Here is a 19767-nt window from a genome sequence, read left to right as displayed (position 1 = left end):
AAAAATGGAATTTCAAGTCCCAATTTTATGTAAAATAATTCTTAATCGGTCTTAAATGGAAAGGTTCTAAACAAAAATTGAAAGATTTTAAATCCCTCAGGACTAAAATCTTTCAATGATATTATTTTAAAAAAGTCCTGAGACTTCGTTACATTCTATTAATGGCCAACCTGAACCAGCTCCTTGATCGGTGGAGCAAATTTAGTCAGGTCAATACCTTCAACCGCTGCTTTGTACTCGTCGATATTAGGAATTCTTCCGATAATCGCTGAAAGAACAACAACCGGAGTTGAAGCTAATAAAGATTCTCCTTTTTTACGTTCAGAATCTTCAACGACTCTTCCCTGGAAAAGGCGGGTAGAAGTGGCCAATACAGTATCTCCTTTAGCCGCTTTCTCCTGGTTACCCATACAAAGGTTACATCCGGGACGCTCCAGATACATCATGTTTTTGTATTCAACACGAGCTTCGCCTTTTGGAGCATTATCATCAAATTCGAAACCTGAATATTTTTCTAAAAATTCCCAGTCTCCTTCTGCTTTTAACTCATCGATGATGTTATAGGTTGGAGCTGCTACTACAAGAGGTGCATTGAATTCTACCTTACCTTGCTGCTTTTCGATGTTTCTAAGCATTTGAGAAACAATTTTCAAATCTCCTTTGTGAACCATACAAGATCCTACAAAACCAAGATCTACTTTTTTCTCTCCACCATAGTAAGAAAGGGTTCTGATCGTATCGTGAGTATATCTCTTGGAAACATCATCATTGTTTACATCCGGGTCAGCAATCATAGGTTCCACGATGATATCAAGGTCCACAACAACTTCAGCGTAATATTTAGCATTTGAATCCGGAGTTAAAGCAGGTTTCTCACCTGATCTGATCTCTGCAATTCTCTTATCTGCTTTATTGATTAATCCCTGAAGAACCTGGTTGTGATTATCCATGCCCTTGTCGATCATGATCTGGATTCTGCCTTTTGCAATTTCCAGTGATTCAATCAGGGTTTCGTCTTCAGAAATGTTGATAGAAGCTTTTGCCTTCATCTCTGCCGTCCAGTCTGTAAAGGTAAATGCCTGGTCAGCTGGAAGTGTTCCGATGTGAACCTCAATGATTCTACCCTGGAATACATTTTCTCCTCCAAACTGCTTAAGCATCTGAGCCTGAGTCGCATGAACCACATCACGGAAATCCATGTGTTCTTTCATGTCTCCTTTGAATGTTACTTTCACGGATTCAGGGATTGGCATAGATGCTTCACCGGTAGCCAGTGCAAGAGCCACTGTTCCTGAGTCTGCTCCGAAAGCAACTCCTTTAGACATTCTTGTGTGAGAGTCACCACCAATGATGATTGCCCACTCGTCTATCGTAATATCGTTAAGAACTTTGTGAATTACGTCCGTCATGGCGTGGTATTCACCTTTCGGGTCACGGGCTGTGATCAAACCGAAATCGTTCATAAATTTCATTAGTTTTGGAATATTAGCCTGAGCTTTTTTATCCCATACTGAAGCGGTGTGACATCCTGATTGGTAAGCACCGTCAACAATCGGAGAAATCACCGTTGCGGCCATTGATTCCAGTTCCTGAGAAGTCATAAGACCTGTCGTATCCTGAGATCCAACGATATTAACTTCTACACGAACGTCAGAACCTGCGTGCAATACTTTTCCCGGTGTAGAACCTACAGCATTTCTGTTGAAGATTTTTTCTACTGCGGTAAGACCTTGTCCCTCGTGAGAAATCTCTTTAGATGGAGCGAAAACAAGAGGAGTCTCTATTCCTAAAAGTTTCGCAGCAAATGTCTGAAGCTTTTTACCGAATACAATAGCGTAAGATCCACCGGCTTTGATGAATTCCATTTTCTGAGGCGTGAATGCCTTGGCAATGTCAATAAGCTCCTGGTCGCCGTTATAAAGTTTTTTTGTTTTAGTGTTGATGGTAAGAACAGTTCCTGTAGCCACAGAATATGCTTCTTCAAGAATCGGCTCTCCTGCTTCGTTACGGATTGGCTGTCCGTTCTCGTCCAGCTTTTTTACCCAGTTTTTAAGGTCAAGACCAATACCACCGGTAACGTCTACTGTCGTAAGGAAAATCGGAGAAATACCGTTTGTTCCTCCAACGATTGGAGCAATATTTACGAAAGGAATGTATGGGCTCGCCTGCTTACCAGTCCATAAAGCCACGTTGTTTACCCCTGACATTCTGGATGAACCTACACCCATCGTACCTTTTTCAGCAATAAGCATCACGCTTTTGTCAGGATGTTGTGCCTGTAAAGCTTTAATTTCTTCCTGTGCCTGAGGAGTGATCATACATTTTCCGTGAAGTTCACGGTCTGATCTTGAGTGAGCCTGGTTACCCGGAGAAAGTAAATCGGTTGATATATCACCTTCACCGGCGATAAATGTTACCACTTTAATTTCTTCAGCAATTTCCGGAAGTTGAGTAAAGAACTCAGCTTTTGCATAACTGTCAACTATTTCCTGTGCGATTTCATTACCGCTATTGAATGCTTCCTTCAGACGGTTCGTGTCCGCATCATAAAGGAAAACCTGTGTCTTAAGAACATTGGCAGCCTGCTTAGCGATAGAAATATCATTACCTAAAGCTAAATCCAGCAATACCTCAATGGAAGGACCTCCTTTCATATGAGATAATAACTCAAAAGCATACGCCGAGGTTATTTCTTCTACTACGGATTCACCGAGAATGATTTCTTTTAAAAACTGAGCTTTCACACCTGCTGCACTGGTAGTTCCGGGTAAGGTGTTGTAAATGAAAAATTGAAGAGAATCTGATCGGTATTCGTTACCTGAGTCTTTAATTTGTGCAATGATTTCGCTTAATAATCCGGCACCGTCAATTGGCTTTGGATTTAGCCCCTGGTTTTTTCTTTCCTCAATCTCTTGGATGTAATCCTGATACATATTCATAATAATAGAAGTCTTTTAAAATTTTAAAAGTAGAATCAATTCTGTTATTCTTAACAGGGTTATAAATTACAATAAAACATTTAAAGTTGCCGCAGCAAAACGACTATAGTAATAAACAACATCATCTACCTCCTTAAAAAATGCGAGATAATGTTCAGTTTCGAAGTGAAGTATAGATGATCTCTAATAGAAGTGTACGTAGTTTACCTGCGGTTTGTCCTGTTGAAAAACTCTCTTTGGGTAAGATTTATACACCTTTTTGACAGCATGACTGCCAGAAATTATATCTCCAAAACGTTTTTAGATTATCAAACACTTAAAAAGTGTTCCCAAATTTACGGATTTTTAATATTTTTTATACTCTAAATTATTTAGATTCTTTATAAATATGATTTTGATAATTTCTATTTTTGGCCGTAGTTTTGCACGCAAATGGTGAATATGAAAAATATCCTGAATTTTTTATGCGTATTTATTTCGATTTTCGTTTTTTCTCAGACGAAATCCGTGAAAAAACTACCGGTGAAAAATGTAACGAAAACTGTAGTAAAAAAGGTGCCTTCAGCTCCTAAGCCAAACCCGGATCTTGTAACGATCCATCAGGATCTTCCTGTTCTGATCCCGAAAAAGGAGAACGGAAAATTCGGATACGTGAATCAAAACGGAAAATTCATCATCAAGCCTGAATATCATATTGCGGTCTTTTTCTATGAAGACTGTAATTTGCTGAATTCTCCCAACCTGAAGGCAAGGAAGTTCGGAACTGATGACTATGCTACGGTTGAAAAAGATATGATCTCTTACCGTGTAGACAAAACAGGAAAAAGAGTGTATCAGTTCAAAGATGCTGATCTCGGAAAGTGTAAGTTTGGAGACTATAAACAACAGCTTTATCAGGCCTATGTTCTGAATGGTTTTTACGGAATCATTGAAAAAGCCAAATTCGTGAACGCGGCAGATTACAGACAATATCAGATCTATCCTCAATACCAGTATTTGTATATCATGGAAGGCGATGACACCTCAGATCCGATGATTGTAGCTTCTCACAACGACAGATTCGGAGTGATTGATGTGAATAATAAAGTGATCATTCCCTTTGAATATTCCAATATCAAAAGAAACTTCAGCTGGAAACTGGGAAGAATGTTTGAAGTCACAAAAGACGGGACGAACTATTATTATATTGATGTGAGGAATAAGACGTATTAATGGCATTGGGCTGTTGGCGGCTGGCTTCTTGCTTCTTGCTTTTTGAAATGTGGAGAGAATGAATCTTTAACGTTTAAAAATCTCGCGCAGATCAAACAAATTGAACAGATCTATATAATTGGATTAACCTCTATAACTCAAATCCCGCACCTCGCATCTCAAAACCTCGAAACCCGTTTCCCGAAAACCCGTATTTTTTTTGTAATTTCGCGGCTGAAATAAAGGGGTGCTTTAACAGGCTGAGATTATACCCAATGAACCTGGAACGGATAATGCTGTTTAGGGAAATTTGAAAATGTACCAATGGAACCGTATAACAATATACCAATCTCATTGCTAGACTGTTAAATTAGTAAATTGTTACATTATTTAATCCGCCCCTTTTATTCATTAAATTTTAAAGATTTATAGAATGAAGGGATTATTTTTTTTAGGGCTTACTGTAGGCTCTGCAGCCTTTATCCAGGCTCAAAATAAGGATTCTCTGAAGATCAGGGAAATTGAAGCGGTCAGTTTCACAAAAAGACTGCCCGTTGCTAAGGAAATCATCAACGTACAGAAAGATGTAGACAGCAGAAATCTGGGCCAGGATCTTCCGATCCTCCTGAAAAATCAAACTTCCATTATCTCTACTTCTGACGCCGGAAACGGGGTGGGCTATACTGGATTCAGGATCCGTGGGGTGGCCGGAAGAGGAATCAATGTGATGATGAACGGAGTTCCGTACAACGATTCTGAAAGTCAGGGAACTTTCTTTGTGAATGTTCCGGACCTTACAAGTTCAGCCTCACAAATCGTGATTCAGAGAGGTGTGGGGACTTCCAATAATGGTGTTTCAGCGTTTGGAGCGAGTATCAATGTGATCTCCAAAGAACCGGACGAGAAGATGTATTTCAAGACGGATGACAGTTATGGTTCATTCAATACCTATAAATATTCAGCGGAGGCAGGTTCCGGGAAATTCTGGAAAAACAGACTTTCGGTGATGGGTAGATATACGAAAATTCATTCCGATGGATATATTGACAGGGCTTCCTCTAATCTTGACTCTTACAACTTCACAGCATTATTTGAAGAAGGAAAAACAAGGCTTCGTCTGATGGCTTTCGGAGGAAAAGAAAAAACGTATCAGGCCTGGAACGGGATCGACAGACCGACTTGGGAAACGAATCCGAAGTTCAACTATTCAGGACAATATACAGACCTGGTTACCGGAGAAGAGAAGTTTTATGATAATGAGACAGATAATTACAGACAAAATCATTATCAGCTTTTGTGGGAGCAGAAATTCAATGACAACTGGAGTTTAGAAACTACGCTTCATTACACAAAAGGAAGAGGATATTACGAAAACTACAAAAGAGTAGATGAAACGGATGTAGAGGCTACCCATTATTCCAATTATAATCTCCCTGTACCTGTAGTGAATGGCGCTCCGGTAGAAATAACCGATTTTATCAGAAAAAAGTGGCTGAACAATGATTTTTACGGTGCTGTTTCCACATTGTATGGAAAGCTGGATAATGTAGATCTTAATTTCGGTGTGGTGGCTAACCAGTATTACGGAAGACACTTTGGAAATGTGACCGGAGTTTATTTTCCGCAGATCAATGAATATGAATACTACAGAAACCGTTCTGTGAAAACTGAATTGGCAGGTTTTGCAAAAGCGTTGTGGAGAACGGGAGATCATTTTGAATTCTTTGGAGATCTTCAGCTCAGAAATATTGATTACGATACAAAGATCCTGACAGCAGGAGATGGAGAAGGCGGTAATCTTGATAAAAACTGGCTTTTCTTTAATCCAAAAGCGGGTGTGAATTATAAGATCGGAAACGGAAAAGTATTCCTTTCCTACGCCCATGCACAACGTGAACCGAACAGGGATGACCTGATGAGCGACAATAATGTGAAAGCTGAAAAATTACATGATTTCGAAGCAGGTATTGAAAAGCAGTTTGGAATAGTATCCTTAACGGCCAATCTATATTATATGTACTATCTGAATCAGTTGGTGCTGAACGGACAATTGAACAATGTAGGCGCATTTATCAGAACAAACTCAGGGAAAAGCTACAGAAGAGGAATTGAGATAGGAGCATTGGCTAAGCTTTCCAAACAATGGGAAGTGACCGGAAATGTCAGCCTTAGCCAGAATAAAAATCTTGATTTTAATATTAAAAATAATGGCGTTCTTCAGAATCTTGGAGATACCGAAATATCATTCTCCCCGAATGTGATTGCCAATCTGGGGCTGAAATTTAATCCCAACAAGAATTTCCAGTTTGCTTTGATGAACCAATATGTTGGAAAACAGTATCTGGATAATACAGGGGATAAAAACCTGCAGCTGAAAGATTATTTCTTAACCGATTTTAATGCCCAGTATCATTTTACCATCGCACATAATGATATCGCTTTAAAATTATTGGTGAATAATCTTTTCAACAAAAAATATCTGAACAATGGAGCCGTTTACAGTGGCGATCCATATTATTTTTCACAGGCAGGAACTAATTTTATGTTTGGGATCAGCTGGAAAATTCAATAATCTGTAAAATAATTTACCAAACAGGTTTTAATACTTTCAATTTTATACATATTTATCAAAAGACTGTTTCGGCAGTCTTTTTTTATATCCGTTAAATCTCTTCAAAAAGTCACGAAAAAATTATAAATTTGCTGCCAAATGAATATTTCAGCTTACATTTTAGAATATCTGAAACAATTTGGAACTGTGACGGTTCCGGGCTTCGGTGTGTTTTCGCTTAAAAACTCCAAGGCAATTATTAATTCTGAGAACGGAAGCATCCTTCCGCCCGCGAGCGAGATCGTTTTTGCGGTGGATTATGAAATACAGTCTGATGAGCTGGCTGCTTTCATTGCGGCACAGAAACAGATGTCTCTGGAAGCATCCAAAAGCGATTTAAAGATTCAGACCGATTTTTGGAAGAAAAAACTTCAGGCAGATCAGGTTCTGGACATTCAAAACCTTGGATTCGTCAATATTGAAGAAGATCATACCCACTTCAAAGGGAAAAGAATAGAATCGGGACACCCGGACTTTTACGGACTCGAAGAGATCAGGATTTCGGATATCAATAACGGTGAAAAAATAAACACCACAGTTAACAGGGAAAAAGATTATCGATTCAAAAAGACAATCCTCTGGATTTTCCTTCTTGTGATTCCTGTTCTGGGAATTCTGTATCTGGCATTTACCCAGCAGGAACTTCTTTTCGGAAAAAAATCTTTTGATAAAGTTTCTGTACAGACTTCTACGCATAGAATTGTAAAAGATACTGTCAAAGCTATCGTTGCTCCCAAAACAGCAATTTCAGATTCCCTGAAAAAAGATTCATTATCAAAACCTGCCGGAAAAGTGGTAAAACCTGCTCCGGTCGTTCAAAACAACACTAAGACTCAATGGCAAAAGTAAAAAAAGCGTCAGAATCCCTGACCATCATGACCAATATTGTTCTTCCGAACGAAACGAACTCTTTAAGAAACCTTTTCGGAGGTGAACTTCTGGCAAAAATGGACCGTTGTGCTTCCATTTCTGCAGCCAGACACTGTGAAAGAAGAGTCGTAACAGCATCTGTAAATCACGTTTCTTTCAATCATCCTATCCCTGAAGGTGGCGTGGTGGTTCTGGAATCTAAAGTGTCCAGAGCTTTCTCAACTTCAATGGAGGTATATGTAGACGTATGGTTGGATGACCCGATCAATCAGAAGAAAATTCACACCAATGAAGGAATTTATACTTTCGTTGCCGTGGATGAATTCAACCGTCCTATTCCGATCCCGGATATGATCCCGGAAACTGAAGAAGAAAAGCTGAGACATGCTGCGGCGATCAGAAGAAAAGAACTTTCCCTTATCCTTTCCGGAAGAATGAAGCCTCTTGATTCTGTAGAGCTTAAAAAACTGTTCCAGGAGCCGGAAGAAACAAAGGATTCAAAGAAGGATAAAAAATAAATTCTGCCTTTGTAAGACTTAAACACAAATAACACAAGTGGCTGCACAAATTTCACAAATGGTTTGTGCGGAATAAATGAAAAAAAATGATAACATCAGGTATTTCAGAGAATGATATATCAAGAATGGTGTATGAAGCAGGATATATTGTTCATAAAACTTTAGGTCCCGGACTTTTGGAGAGTGCCTATGAAGAATGTATGTTCTATGAGCTTGGTAAGCATGACCTCCTGGTTGAAAAACAAAAACCAATGCCTTTGGTTTATGATGAAGTGAAATTGGATGTGGCTACAGGCTGGATTTTCTGATTGAAAGTAAATTTGTCCTGGAGATTAAAGCTGTGGAGTCATTGAATGACATACATCTTGCTCAAATTCTGACCTATCTTCGCTTAAGCAATTGCAAGCTTGGAATGCTGATCAATTTTAATACCCTCCAGTTTAAAAACGGGGTAAAAAGAGTAATCAATGGGACACTATGAAATTCACATTGGTGTCATTTGTGAAAATAATTAGTGTCATTAGTGTTTAAATTATGAAAATTCTCCTTTTAGATAAAAACCATCCTCTCATCACAGAGCAGCTTCTGGCTAAAAACTTTGTGCTGGAAGAGGATTTCACATCTTCCTATGATGAGGTCTGCCATAAAATTGAAAATTATGATGGAATCATCATCAGGAGCAGAATTCCTTTGGATAAAAACTTTCTTGAAAAAGGAAAGAATCTGAAATTCATCGCCAGGGTAGGAGCGGGAATGGAAAATATTGATATTCCTGTTGCAGAGCAATTGGGAATACAGTTGATCAATTCTCCCGAAGGCAATAGAGATTCTGTCGCGGAACATGTTGTAGGCATGTTGCTGATTCTGATGAACCGCCTTTTCATCGCTTCCAATGAAGTGAAAAACGGAATCTGGAAACGGGAAGAGAACAGAGGCGACGAGCTGCTTGGAAAGACAGTAGGCCTTATCGGATACGGAAATATGGGAAAAGCTACTGCGAAAAGATTCTCGGGATTCGGATGTAAAGTTGTTTTTCATGATATCCTTCCCGGACTTGCTGACGAATATGCTTCACAGGTCAGTCTGGAAGAGCTGCAGCAGTCTGCAGATGTTGTAAGCCTGCATATTCCGCTTACTTCTGAAACCCATTATCTTATTGATGAAAAGTTTATTTCAGGAATGAAAAAAGACTTCTATTTTGTCAATACTGCAAGAGGAAAAAATGTAGAAACTAAATATTTAGTTGATGCTTTGAAGTCAGAGAAAATAAAAGGTGCCTGTCTGGATGTTCTCGAATATGAAAAAGCATCCTTTGAAAACCTTGAAACAGAAAATGAAGATCTCAAGTATCTTCTGGAATCTGAAAAAACAATTATAACCCCACACATTGCCGGCTGGACACATCAAAGCAAAGAAAAGCTGGCGCAGGTGATTGTAGATAAAATTGTGCAGAGCTTTGTAAGCTAAACTTTCCAAATCATTTTCAGTACATGATATTTTTATTTTCAAATATAAAAAAGCACAGATCGTAAGATCTGTGCTTTGTCATTTATTGCCGGAAGCTGGTATATTTACTTAGCAAAAGGCAATTTTTACGTATTGTTTATTTTTTTATGAGTTTGTGCATACTCTCAGATCCATCGGCTGTTGCAATTTTAATAAAATAGGTTCCGGTAGGAATTTGTTGCAGGTCTAATTGATTTGTTTCACCCACTTTGTTCAATAATGCTTTTCCTGAAGCATCTAAAACCTGTACTGATTTAGTGATGTATTCTGATTTTATAAAGATCTTTTCTGAGGCAGGATTTGGGTACAGCAGTAATTTTGTCTTGCCTGATTTTATTTCTTCAACAAGTAACGAAGGCTCCGAGCAGTTTGGAGAAAAACTGTCTCCAACAAATGTCCAGCCCTTGTTGTTAATTAATTGGTTACGATATAGTTGGCCCCCGTTTCCATAAGTTCTTCCAACTGCTCCTACGAGTCTTCCCAGTGGAGAATTAGGATTTTCAGCCCAGCCTTTTAATGTTGCCCCATAATTTCCACAATCTAAACCACTATAACCAAAAATTTCTGTCAAATTGACTATTGGAGAAAGTGTCCAATTGCCTAAATTCTTATTAAAATTATTATTAGACCAAAACATACGGGACATGTCGGTAACATTAGATACATCCCAAGAGGAAATATCTTGGTTAAAACTTGGATAAGAAAACATTTGAGCCATATTGGTGACATTTGAAGTATTCCAGTTGTTTAATGGTTGGTTAAACGCCTGAGATGCCTCGAACATCAGTGACATATTCTGAACATTTGAAACGTTCCAGGTATTAATATTCTGGTTGAATGCCTTCGCACGATTAAACATTGAACTCATGTTAGTCACATTTGAAACATTCCAATTGCCAATATCCTGATTGAATGCATCAGCATAAAAGAACATCTGGCTCATATCTGTAACTTTAGATGTATTCCAACTACCGATTGGCCTATTAAAAGCCTTGGCATTAAAGAATAAATTACTCATATTGGTCACGTTGCCCACATTCCAGTTGTTAATATTGTTGACAATGGATAAGTTGGTACAACCTGAAAAAAACGAGCTGAGATTAGTAACTTGTGAAAAATCGGGAACATCAGTTGCTGTAATTTGAATATTCGCATATCCGGAAAACATTCCTGATAAATTGGTATTCCAGGTAATTTGCCCCCATTGTGTCAGTTCAACAACTTTATCTGCATCAGTTCCGGAACCAAGTCTGAAAGTGCCGGTAGGCGTAATTGAAATAGTATATGTTCCTATTGAAGGAACGCTTATTTCTGTTAAACCCGTATTTCCATTTCCATTACCTGTAATAGTAGAATTGTTGGTCTTTACATATGAGTAGCTGTAAACGCCTTGGGTATTTAATTTTATTTTTAGGTTGTTAGCATCGGTCACCAAAAATTTTAATATCAGTGGCGTCTGTGCCCCTAGAGCACTAATGGCCAAAAAGAAGAAAGAGAAAAAGTAAATTTTTTTTAACATTTTTATTAATTTTTATTGAGCGCAAAAATACATATTTCCCATAAATAAGACATAAAAACAAAAATTAAAATTGCAAATAATCACCTGAATTCCGTATAAATTATCCTTTTTAGCGTGGATTTATTTATAATATATATTTATAAAAGAGATCTTATTAATTTTTTACACTTTAAAAAATAAGTACTTAATCTAAATTATAAGAAAGTTTCCACATTGAGAAGATTTGCGTCATGTGATTTTATATTTTTCAAAAGCGCATTTAATAATGTTAAATAATTCATAATGTACGCTCCGGATTGAGGATTTATTTTGAGTTTTATTAAATTGCTGCTCATTTTTTGATACTCATGACGACGCGTAATTTAGTACTTATTGTAACTGTTTTTTTATCCCTTATTTCCTGTAAAAAAGATGCTGATTCCAAAAAGGCTTCCGCAGAAAATACAACCAACCTTCCGAACTATGGAAACGTAGATCTGAACAGTGTTTTTACCAAAGCTGACAGCCAGCTTGGTGACAAAGGAATACTCACGGGATACATCGATCAGTATTACAAAAAAATCTGGGAAGGAGGAAACCTGAGTGGAGGGATTCTGGTAGCAAAAGGAGACGAAATTCTGTATGAAAACTACAGAGGTTTTGGCAGAGAAGGAAACCAGATGCCCATTGATAAAAATACACCACTTCATGTGGCTTCCGTTTCAAAAACTTTGACGGCCATGGCGATGTTAAAGCTGGTAGAAGCCGGAAAAATTAAACTCACAGATCACCTCACCCAATATTTTCCGGGATTCCCTTATCCGAACGTTACAGTTCAAACCTTACTGGATCAGAGAAGCGGTCTTCCGAAATACGAATATTTTATTCCCAAAATACAGCCGGCTCCGGCAGAACTGTCAAAGCCTTTCATTACCAATCAGGATGTTCTGGATATGATCATCAAGTATAAGCCGGATCTTGCAAGAGATACAGATACAGGTTTTATGTACTGTAATACCAATTTTGCGATGCTGGCTCTCCTGATCGAAAAGATCACAAAAACTCCTTTTCCACAGGCGATGAAGGAAATGATATTTCAGCCTCTGAAAATGGAACATACTTATATTTTCCAGGAGAAAGATATTCCCACGGCGGCACAGTCTTTTTATTACGGTGGAAACAGATTATATCCTTTGGACAGACTTGATCTTATTTACGGAGATAAAAATGTCTATACCACGCCAAGAGACCTTTACAATTTCTCAAAAGCCATGTATTCAAAAGATTTCTTAAAACCTGATCTGATGCAGATGGTTTTCACGCCATACAGCAATGAAAAATCAGGGATGAATAATTATGGACTTGGCTTCAGGATGAAAATTTTTGACAACGGAGAGAAGCTTACCTACCACAATGGTTGGTGGCACGGGACCAATTCCGTATTTGCACACCTTCTGAAATCCAAAGTGACGATCGTAGCGATTGGAAATAAATATTCGAATCAGGTGTACACAGCCCTTGCTTTATCAGGATTATTTGAAGATTTTCCTGTTCAGAAAGATAAACTTCACAGTGTAATGAACGACAATAAAGATACTTTGAGCGCAGGACATGAAGTTTTTGGAGAATAATGTTTAATTTTGTTAAACATATATGAAAAGACTTCTTCTATTATTCGTTATCTGTTTTCTTGTACACTCATGTGCAAGAGTGGGGGCTCCCGTTGGTGGCCCGAAAGATACCCTGGCGCCAAAGTTTTTAAGTTCAAATATTGACACTACAAGAGTCAATGTGAAAAGAGACATCCACGAGCTTAGGCTGGATTTTGACGAATATATTACCTTAAAGGATATTAATAAAAACCTGATCATTTCTCCGCCCATTAAAAATATAAAGCGGATTCTTCCTTCCAATATCGCCAATAAATATGTGATGATCCAATGGGAGGACACGCTTCAGGCCAATACCACCTATAATTTCAACTTTGGAAATTCAATTGCAGATAATAACGAGGCCAATATTCTTCGTTACTTCAATTTTGCTTTCTCTACGGGAGATAAACTGGATGACCTGTACATCAGTGGAGATATCATTGATGCCACCGCGATTAAAAAGAAACAGGGCGAAAATAAGCTTGTTGTAGGCCTTTATCAGGTAAAAGATACCATTAATTATAAGCAGAAACCATATTACATCACCAAGGTGGATGAAGATGGTTATTTTGAGCTTAATTATCTGACAAAGGGAAAATATAAGATCATCGCCTTTGAAGATGAAAACGGTAATTCCGTGTATGATCCGGGGAAAGAAAAAATTGGTTTCCAGAAAGATCCTGTGGATGTAGAAAAATCTATTTCAGGATTAAAATTAAAAGTATATCCTTCTAAAAAGCCTCTGAAATATGCTGAGATGAAAGAAAATCCGGGCGGAGTGGTCATGACCTTTGAAGGAAATCCTGAGAGTGTAAAAGTAGCTGCTGTGAGCGATAAACTTAAGGATATCAAATTCACCCACCGTCCGAAATCAGATACCGTAAAGATTTGGTTTGATGCGGTGAAAAGCGATGTAGGGCAGACCGTAACAGAGAATATCAAATTCAGTTATGATACCGGCACTAAACAGGATACTGTATCCGTTTTCTACAAGTACAATAAGAAAAATGCCATGGATCTTGAGAATGATAACGGGGGACCTGCATTAGCCCCGAATTCTGATTTTAAGATAAGATCCAATTATATCATTGATAAGATCAGCCCTGAAAAATGGGTCCTGAAGAGCGACAGTTTAACCACTCAGGAATTTACAGCGAAAATTTCAGAAACAGATCCGTATCAGATCATGATTCATTCAGATTTTGTACCGGGTAAAAAATATCAGCTTACCGTTCCGAAAGAAACCGTTTCATCGTATTATGCTAAAAATGTACAGTCAAAACGTTTTGATTTTGAAGCGGAAAAAGTAGATCAGTTCGGAAGTCTGGCGTTTGCCATTCAGAATGCTCCGGAAGCCAGCTATTGGATCCAGCTTCTTGATGCTTCGGATAAAGTGGTTTATTCAAGATATACCAAAGGAAACAACGTAAAATTTGATATCCTCAAACCTAATGAATACATCGTCAGGATACTGGTAGATAACAATGGAAATAAATTCTGGGACGTAGCCGATTTCGAAACGGAAACTCCGGCAGAAGATTCGTATGTCTTCTACAAAAAAGCCATTGTAAGGCCACTTTGGGAAACCAAGGAAGACTGGGATCTGAAAGACACCAGAACACTGGATAACCCTAAAGGAACTGTTGCTCCTGCACCTGCAAAAGCTCCAACGGAAGAAATCCCGCAAGAAACCGTACAGAAGGAAGTAAAAAAAGAACTGAAGTCAGAATCCGGAAATGCAGTACTGACACCGGTAAAATAGAAATATGAAAACGGTAAAAAAAGTATTGTTCTGGACGCTGGTCGCTTTTGCGCTGATCCAGTTTATTCCTATTGACAGGGTGAATAAGCCTGTTGATAAAGCAGCTAATTTTGTGGAGGTAAAGAAAACCCCTGAGAAGATCAGGGATTTGATAAAAGGAGCATGCTACGACTGTCATTCCAATGAAACGGTATATCCTAAATATGCTTACCTCGCACCTATCTCATGGTCTGTAAAAAGCCACGTGAATGAAGGCAGGGAACACCTGAATTTTTCCATTTGGGGAACTTATAACCAGGAATTAAAGGAGAATATGCTGAGCAAAGCTATTCAGACGGTTCAAAATAAAACGATGCCCATGCCGGGCTATATTGTGTATCACAAAGAAGCCAACCTTTCAGATGCCGAAAGAACACTGATGGTTCAGTACTTCGAAGAGATGCTGAAATCTAAATCTTACTAAAAACTGAGGTTGGGTTAAAATGTTTTTTTCAGACATCAGACATCAGACATCAGATTTCAGATTTGAAATTGGAGACTTTTCTTGGGAATTTTTTTAGCTCAGTACGTTTCGGGATGCGGGTTTCGTTGTTTATACCAGGAACGAACTGTTACACCCATATACTTTCAACCTCCAATTCCGTACTTCTGAAACTCATAACTCATCATTTATAACTCATAACTCCCTCAAATCCGTAACTTCCAAAAAAAATCCCACAGATATCACCGTAACACAGTACTATTGAAAATAGCTGTGATTTTTGTGAGATCTGTGGGAAATATTATAAGTTTTTATTCACATATTCCTCAAAAAACTTCTTCTGAGAATCAAAAGCAATGTCGTTAAGATCCAATGTGCTCAAAGGAATCCAGACTGCTTCTGATATTTCAGAAAGCTCAAGACTGACCTCAAACTTTTCCTGAACGGTATATTCGTAAAAGAGATCGATGGTATTATAATCAATTTCCTTATACTGATACACATTAGGAAGGCTGGTCAGATACTTTAAATTTGAAATATCCACATCAAGCTGAAGTTCTTCGAAAAGCTCTCTTTTACAGGTTTCCTCGGCACTTTCCTTCGGATCTACAAAACCTCCGGCCAAATCCAGTTTTCCCTTTTTAGGGTCCCTGTTTCTTCTGGTAAGATAAATTTCGTCACCACACCGGATAACAACGGCTACTGCGCCGGCTACGTTATTGTAAAGGGTAAACCCGCATTCAGGACAGCTCCATTTCTTTTCACCGTCCCAGTGAAGCGTTTCTTTGCCACAGCTTGGGCAATATTTCAATACTTTCATCTGTTTATAATTGTTTTTTCAAAATCCAGATGGAACTTTATCACTGAGCAATATTAATATTTCTCGGATGATAGTTCAGGATCACATCCCGAAGTTCTTCTGTCTTCAGATGGGTATAAATCTCCGTAGTGGTAATACTGGAATGTCCCAGCATTTCCTGGATATAACGAAGGTCTGCACCATTCTGTAAAAGGTGTGTCGCAAAAGAATGTCTGAACGTGTGTGGAGATATTTTTTTGCTTACTCCCGCTTTGTCTGTAAGTTCCTTGATGATCAGAAATACGATCACTCTGGACATAGATGTTCCACGGCTGTTAAGAAACAGCGTATCCTCATACTTTTTATTGATCTTATTGGTAGAACGGACCTCGTTAATGTAGGTTTCCAAAAGTTCAGCAGTATAATCTGCCAAAGGAACGAAACGCGTTTTATTGCCTTTTCCGTTTACTTTGATATACTGTTCTTTGAAATTGATGTTCGAAATTTTAAGGTCAATAAGTTCCGAGACACGTAATCCGCATCCGTACAGAACCTCAATGATACAATGATTTCTCTTTCCGAGATCAGAATTGGCCTCGATGGCTGCGATGATCTTATTGATATCCGGCAGGCTCAAGGTGTCAGGAAGATATAATCCCAGTTTCGGGCCTTCAAGCAGTGACGCAGGATTGTCTTCTCTGAACTCATCTTCAAGAAGAAACTTGAAGAAAGCTTTAATAGAAGAAATCCATCTTGCCTGAGATCTTTCGCTGAACTTCTGTTTGGAAAGATTGAAGATATATTCCTGTAAGTTTTCATAGCCTATAGCATCCGGACCGACGTTTTCCAGATCCACTATGGCATAATCTTTTAATTTTTTGATGTCTCGAATATAGGCATCGAGCGTGTTTTCTGAAAAATTTCTTTCGAAGCGAAGAAATATTTCAAAATCTTTGATCTTTTCATCCCAAGTCATTTGTGCTTATTTTTTTAGTTCACAGTCCGATATTTGTTCTATTTCAATATGATGGTTTCTCAAGAACGCTATCCCGTCGTCGTCCGAATACTCATTGATATACACAAGTCTTGTAATTCCTGCCTGCAGAATCAGTTTGCTGCATTCTTTGCAGGGCGACAGCGTTAAATATAACGTGGCACCTTTTGCAGACTGAGTGGAAGCGGCCAGCTTTAATATCGCATTGGCTTCCGCATGAAGTACATACCAGTGTGTTTTCCCCTCTCCATCTTCACAGCAGTTTTCAAACCCCGAAGGCGTTCCGTTGTAACCATCTGAAATAATCATCCTATCTTTTACGATAAGTGCTCCTACCTGTTTTCTCTTACAGTAGGATAGTTTTGCCCACTCCTGGGCCATTTTTAGATAAGCTTTATCAAACTTATTCATACCGCAGCATTAGTTTTTTTCGAAATAATTTGGATTAAAAATCTTAGAAGTTAGGCTTTCTTTTCTCTAGGAAAGCGGTAACTCCTTCTTTCTTGTCTGCAAGATCAAAAAGTTCTCCGAAATACTTGATTTCAGATTCAAAACCTTTATCCGTATCAGACAAGTTAACGGCTTGGATGGCCTTTGATATAGCCATTGGTGAGTTGCTGGCTATAATACTTGCTAATTCTTTTGTTTTGGTTAATAATTCTTCAATTGGGTATACTTCATTCACCAATCCGATTTCCTTTGCTCTTTGAGCGGGAATCATTTTGGCAGAGAAGATCAGTTCGTTGGCGATGCCTTTTCCTACCAGTTTAGGAAGTCTCTGTGTTCCTCCATAACCCGGAATTAATCCTAAAGTTACTTCCGGAAGCCCCAGTCTTGCATTCTCTGATGCATATCTGATGTGGCACGCCATGGCAAGCTCTAAACCACCTCCTAATGCAAAACCGTTTACGGCCGCAATCACGGGTTTAGATGTATTTTCAATTTTGTTGAACAGGCTGTTTTGCCCGTTTCTGGCCAGTTCTTCGGCTTTTTCCTGTCCAAAATCACTGAATTCTTTTATATCTGCTCCGGCTACAAATGATTTTTCTCCGCTTCCTGTTAGAACAATTGCTCTACAGGTGGTGTCAGCGTTCAGTTCATCTATAGCTGAGCCAATTTCCTGAATAGTCTTTGCATTAAGAGCATTTAAGCTCTGAGGTCTGTTGATCGTAATGACAGCAATCCTGTCTTCTTTTTCTAATAATATATTTTCGTAACTCATTTTTCCACTTTAAAATATTATTTTCTGCAAATTATAAATTTTTTACAAAAAAAAGGAAAAAATATTGGTTTTTTTTCCTTTTAATTGATTTATCTTTCAAAATACTATTTCGAATGATTCATCATATTCGCATCTATATTGACATGAAGTTGAGATGCCACTTTCATGCCAAGTTCAATATTAGTCCTGAAAAAGTGACATAACTGACGGTTGATAATCTCATCTTTTTTCGGTCCCGTGATTCCTTTCATACTTCCTACGATGTTGCTGATTAAGTGATCTCTATCTTCAGCGGTCATCGATTTTGTGTACAATAATCCCGGTTGGGTATAGTGATCATCATCGTTTTCGTTCCTGTTGTAGCTTGCAACATGGGCACTGTCCAGTTCATACTCGTAATTTTTATACGAAGGATCCGGTTTTACATCATCAAAACTGTTCGGGAAATAATTAGGTTTATCCTGGTATTCACTTGAATCTGCCATAAAGCCGTCTCTCTGGTAATTGTTGACCGCAAAAGGACATCGGTTCACTTCCAGAAGATGGGCATTGACTCCCACTCTGTACCTGTGGGCATCAGGATAAGAGAACAGTCTTCCCTGAAGCATTTTGTCCGGAGAAAAACTGATTCCGTTAATCAGGCTGCTTGGTGAAAAAGCAGATTGCTCTACGTGCGCAAAATAATTAACAGGTACTTCATTCAGCTCCATTTCTCCCACTTCGATCATCGGGTAGTCATCGTGGAACCAAACCTTCGTTACATCAAAAGGATTCCATCTGAAATCTTTGGCCTGCTCTTCCGTCATCACCTGGATAAACAAGGTCCATTTCGGGAAATCTCCGTTTTCGATAGCGTTGCAAAGATCTTCCTGTGCAAAGTCCGGATTTTCTCCGGCCATTTTTACCGCTTCGGCATCTGTAAAGTTTTTAATGCCCTGTTTTGTCTTAAAATGGAATTTTACCCAAACCCTTTCATTCTTATCATTGATCATAGCGAAAGTATGAGATCCGAATCCATGCATATGTCTGTAGCCGTGAGGCGTTCCTCTGTCGGACATTAAAATAAGAACCTGATGAAGAGATTCCGGATTGTGGCTCCAGAAATCCCACATCATCGTGGCACTTTTTAAATTGGTCTTCGGAACTCTTTTTTGTGTGTGGATAAAGTCCGGGAATTTTTTAGCATCCTTAATGAAGAATACCGGAGTATTGTTTCCCACCAGATCCCAGTTTCCGTCTTCGGTATAAAATTTTAAAGCAAAACCTCTCGGGTCTCTTGCGGTGTCTGCGCTTCCTTTTTCTCCACCCACGGTAGAGAAACGGGCAAACATCCTGCATGAGTTTCCTACTTTTGAAAATAATTTGGCTTTGGTATACTGGCTGATGTCATGAGTCACCGTAAATGTTCCATAGGCACCGCTTCCTTTGGCGTGTACAATTCTTTCAGGGATTCTTTCCCTAACAAAGTGCGCGAGATTTTCCTGAAGGATAAAATCCTGCAGCAGGACAGGCCCTCTAGGACCTACGGTTTGTGAGTCCTGGTGTTCAAAATAAGGAGCGCCATTGCTTAGCGTTAATTTTTTAGAATCCATAGAGTTATGATTTGTATGATTGATTTACCTTGTAAACTGTCTTATGCAGACGTATGAAATATCAAATTTACTTGAATTTTTGATTACTAATAGCAAAAACCTTTTATCTTTGTAATAGATAATATTAATCAG

The 19767-nt window shown here is 38.6% G+C and carries 15 protein-coding genes and 1 pseudogene; 9 read left to right on the top strand and 7 right to left on the bottom strand.

Annotated elements, in window-relative coordinates:
* Positions 1–158: 158 nt before the first annotated feature.
* Positions 159–2939, bottom strand: coding sequence for a bifunctional aconitate hydratase 2/2-methylisocitrate dehydratase (locus BM143_RS19110; protein WP_090026446.1), 2781 nt, complete (start codon positions 2937–2939; stop codon positions 159–161).
* Positions 2940–3446: 507 nt separating this feature from the next.
* Here BM143_RS19110 and BM143_RS19105 point away from each other — a divergent pair.
* From BM143_RS19105 to BM143_RS19080, 6 genes and pseudogenes are all read left to right on the top strand, one after another.
* Positions 3447–4151 (top strand): WG repeat-containing protein, encoded by a 705-nt coding sequence (locus BM143_RS19105; protein WP_228430895.1) that lies wholly within the window; start codon positions 3447–3449, stop codon positions 4149–4151.
* 412 nt (positions 4152–4563) lie between these two features.
* Positions 4564–6702, top strand: coding sequence for a TonB-dependent receptor (locus BM143_RS19100; protein ID WP_090026442.1), 2139 nt, complete (start codon positions 4564–4566; stop codon positions 6700–6702).
* 138 nt (positions 6703–6840) lie between these two features.
* Positions 6841–7590 carry an HU domain-containing protein gene (locus BM143_RS19095; protein WP_090026440.1) on the top strand — a complete coding sequence of 250 codons (750 nt, stop codon included), beginning with the start codon at positions 6841–6843 and terminating at the stop codon, positions 7588–7590.
* A complete protein-coding gene (locus BM143_RS19090; RefSeq protein WP_034726956.1) occupies positions 7578–8129 on the top strand; it encodes an acyl-CoA thioesterase in 552 nt (183 codons plus the stop codon). The genes BM143_RS19095 and BM143_RS19090 overlap by 13 nt, the downstream gene beginning before the upstream one ends.
* Positions 8130–8215: 86 nt before the next feature.
* Positions 8216–8610: pseudogene (locus BM143_RS24310) on the top strand (GxxExxY protein).
* Between the two features lie 53 nt (positions 8611–8663).
* The gene (locus BM143_RS19080; protein ID WP_090026438.1) at positions 8664–9596 is read left to right on the top strand and encodes a 2-hydroxyacid dehydrogenase; all 933 of its coding nucleotides are present in this window, start codon (positions 8664–8666) and stop codon (positions 9594–9596) included.
* A 136-nt stretch (positions 9597–9732) separates the two neighbouring features.
* Here BM143_RS19080 and BM143_RS19075 read toward each other — a convergent pair whose 3' ends face one another.
* Complete coding sequence (locus BM143_RS19075; RefSeq protein WP_090026437.1) at positions 9733–11154, bottom strand: BspA family leucine-rich repeat surface protein; 1422 nt, start codon at positions 11152–11154, stop codon at positions 9733–9735.
* 347 nt (positions 11155–11501) lie between these two features.
* On the opposite strand from BM143_RS19075, the gene BM143_RS19070 reads away from it, so the two are divergent.
* Genes BM143_RS19070 through BM143_RS19060 form a run of 3 tightly spaced genes read left to right on the top strand, consistent with a single transcriptional unit; the run spans position 11502 to position 15010 of the window.
* Positions 11502–12764: a serine hydrolase domain-containing protein gene (locus BM143_RS19070; protein ID WP_090026435.1), complete on the top strand. Its 1263-nt coding sequence runs from the start codon at positions 11502–11504 to the stop codon at positions 12762–12764.
* A gap of 22 nt (positions 12765–12786) precedes the next feature.
* Complete coding sequence (locus tag BM143_RS19065) at positions 12787–14547, top strand: Ig-like domain-containing domain (protein ID WP_090026432.1); 1761 nt, start codon at positions 12787–12789, stop codon at positions 14545–14547.
* A gap of 4 nt (positions 14548–14551) precedes the next feature.
* A complete protein-coding gene (locus BM143_RS19060; RefSeq protein WP_090026430.1) occupies positions 14552–15010 on the top strand; it encodes a heme-binding domain-containing protein in 459 nt (152 codons plus the stop codon).
* A 319-nt stretch (positions 15011–15329) separates the two neighbouring features.
* On the opposite strand, the gene BM143_RS19055 is transcribed toward BM143_RS19060, so the two are convergent.
* The 5 genes from BM143_RS19055 to BM143_RS19035 all read right to left on the bottom strand — a co-directional run bounded on the left by BM143_RS19055 (position 15330) and on the right by BM143_RS19035 (position 19635).
* A complete protein-coding gene (locus BM143_RS19055; protein WP_072925554.1) occupies positions 15330–15848 on the bottom strand; it encodes an NUDIX hydrolase in 519 nt (172 codons plus the stop codon).
* 40 nt (positions 15849–15888) lie between these two features.
* Positions 15889–16803: a site-specific tyrosine recombinase XerD gene (gene xerD, locus BM143_RS19050; RefSeq protein WP_034726960.1), complete on the bottom strand. Its 915-nt coding sequence runs from the start codon at positions 16801–16803 to the stop codon at positions 15889–15891.
* 6 nt (positions 16804–16809) lie between these two features.
* Complete coding sequence (locus tag BM143_RS19045; protein WP_034726961.1) at positions 16810–17232, bottom strand: deoxycytidylate deaminase; 423 nt, start codon at positions 17230–17232, stop codon at positions 16810–16812.
* 43 nt (positions 17233–17275) lie between these two features.
* On the bottom strand, positions 17276–18043 hold the full coding sequence (locus BM143_RS19040) for an enoyl-CoA hydratase/isomerase family protein (protein ID WP_034726962.1): 768 nt from the start codon (positions 18041–18043) through the stop codon (positions 17276–17278).
* Positions 18044–18147: 104 nt separating this feature from the next.
* Positions 18148–19635, bottom strand: coding sequence for a catalase (locus BM143_RS19035; RefSeq protein WP_090026429.1), 1488 nt, complete (start codon positions 19633–19635; stop codon positions 18148–18150).
* Between the last annotated feature and the right edge of the window lie 132 nt (positions 19636–19767).

The organism is Chryseobacterium oleae, from assembly GCF_900115055.1.
Taxonomy (GTDB): domain Bacteria; phylum Bacteroidota; class Bacteroidia; order Flavobacteriales; family Weeksellaceae; genus Chryseobacterium; species Chryseobacterium oleae.
This window is presented reverse-complemented; position numbering and strand designations above follow the sequence as displayed.

Excerpts from the sequence above, each read along its gene's own strand:
- BM143_RS19045 (WP_034726961.1), bottom strand. The coding sequence starts at position 17,232 with ATGAATAAGTTTGATAAAGCTTATCTAAAAATGGCCCAGGAGTGGGCA.
- BM143_RS19070 (WP_090026435.1), top strand. The coding sequence starts at position 11,502 with ATGACGACGCGTAATTTAGTACTTATTGTAACTGTTTTTTTATCCCTT.
- BM143_RS19060 (WP_090026430.1), top strand. The coding sequence starts at position 14,552 with ATGAAAACGGTAAAAAAAGTATTGTTCTGGACGCTGGTCGCTTTTGCG.
- BM143_RS19090 (WP_034726956.1), top strand. The coding sequence starts at position 7,578 with ATGGCAAAAGTAAAAAAAGCGTCAGAATCCCTGACCATCATGACCAAT.
- xerD (WP_034726960.1), bottom strand. The coding sequence starts at position 16,803 with ATGACTTGGGATGAAAAGATCAAAGATTTTGAAATATTTCTTCGCTTC.
- BM143_RS19055 (WP_072925554.1), bottom strand. The coding sequence starts at position 15,848 with ATGAAAGTATTGAAATATTGCCCAAGCTGTGGCAAAGAAACGCTTCAC.
- BM143_RS19100 (WP_090026442.1), top strand. The coding sequence starts at position 4,564 with ATGAAGGGATTATTTTTTTTAGGGCTTACTGTAGGCTCTGCAGCCTTT.
- BM143_RS19075 (WP_090026437.1), bottom strand. The coding sequence starts at position 11,154 with ATGTTAAAAAAAATTTACTTTTTCTCTTTCTTCTTTTTGGCCATTAGT.
- BM143_RS19080 (WP_090026438.1), top strand. The coding sequence starts at position 8,664 with ATGAAAATTCTCCTTTTAGATAAAAACCATCCTCTCATCACAGAGCAG.
- BM143_RS19095 (WP_090026440.1), top strand. The coding sequence starts at position 6,841 with ATGAATATTTCAGCTTACATTTTAGAATATCTGAAACAATTTGGAACT.
- BM143_RS19035 (WP_090026429.1), bottom strand. The coding sequence starts at position 19,635 with ATGGATTCTAAAAAATTAACGCTAAGCAATGGCGCTCCTTATTTTGAA.
- BM143_RS19040 (WP_034726962.1), bottom strand. The coding sequence starts at position 18,043 with ATGAGTTACGAAAATATATTATTAGAAAAAGAAGACAGGATTGCTGTC.
- BM143_RS19065 (WP_090026432.1), top strand. The coding sequence starts at position 12,787 with ATGAAAAGACTTCTTCTATTATTCGTTATCTGTTTTCTTGTACACTCA.
- BM143_RS19110 (WP_090026446.1), bottom strand. The coding sequence starts at position 2,939 with ATGAATATGTATCAGGATTACATCCAAGAGATTGAGGAAAGAAAAAAC.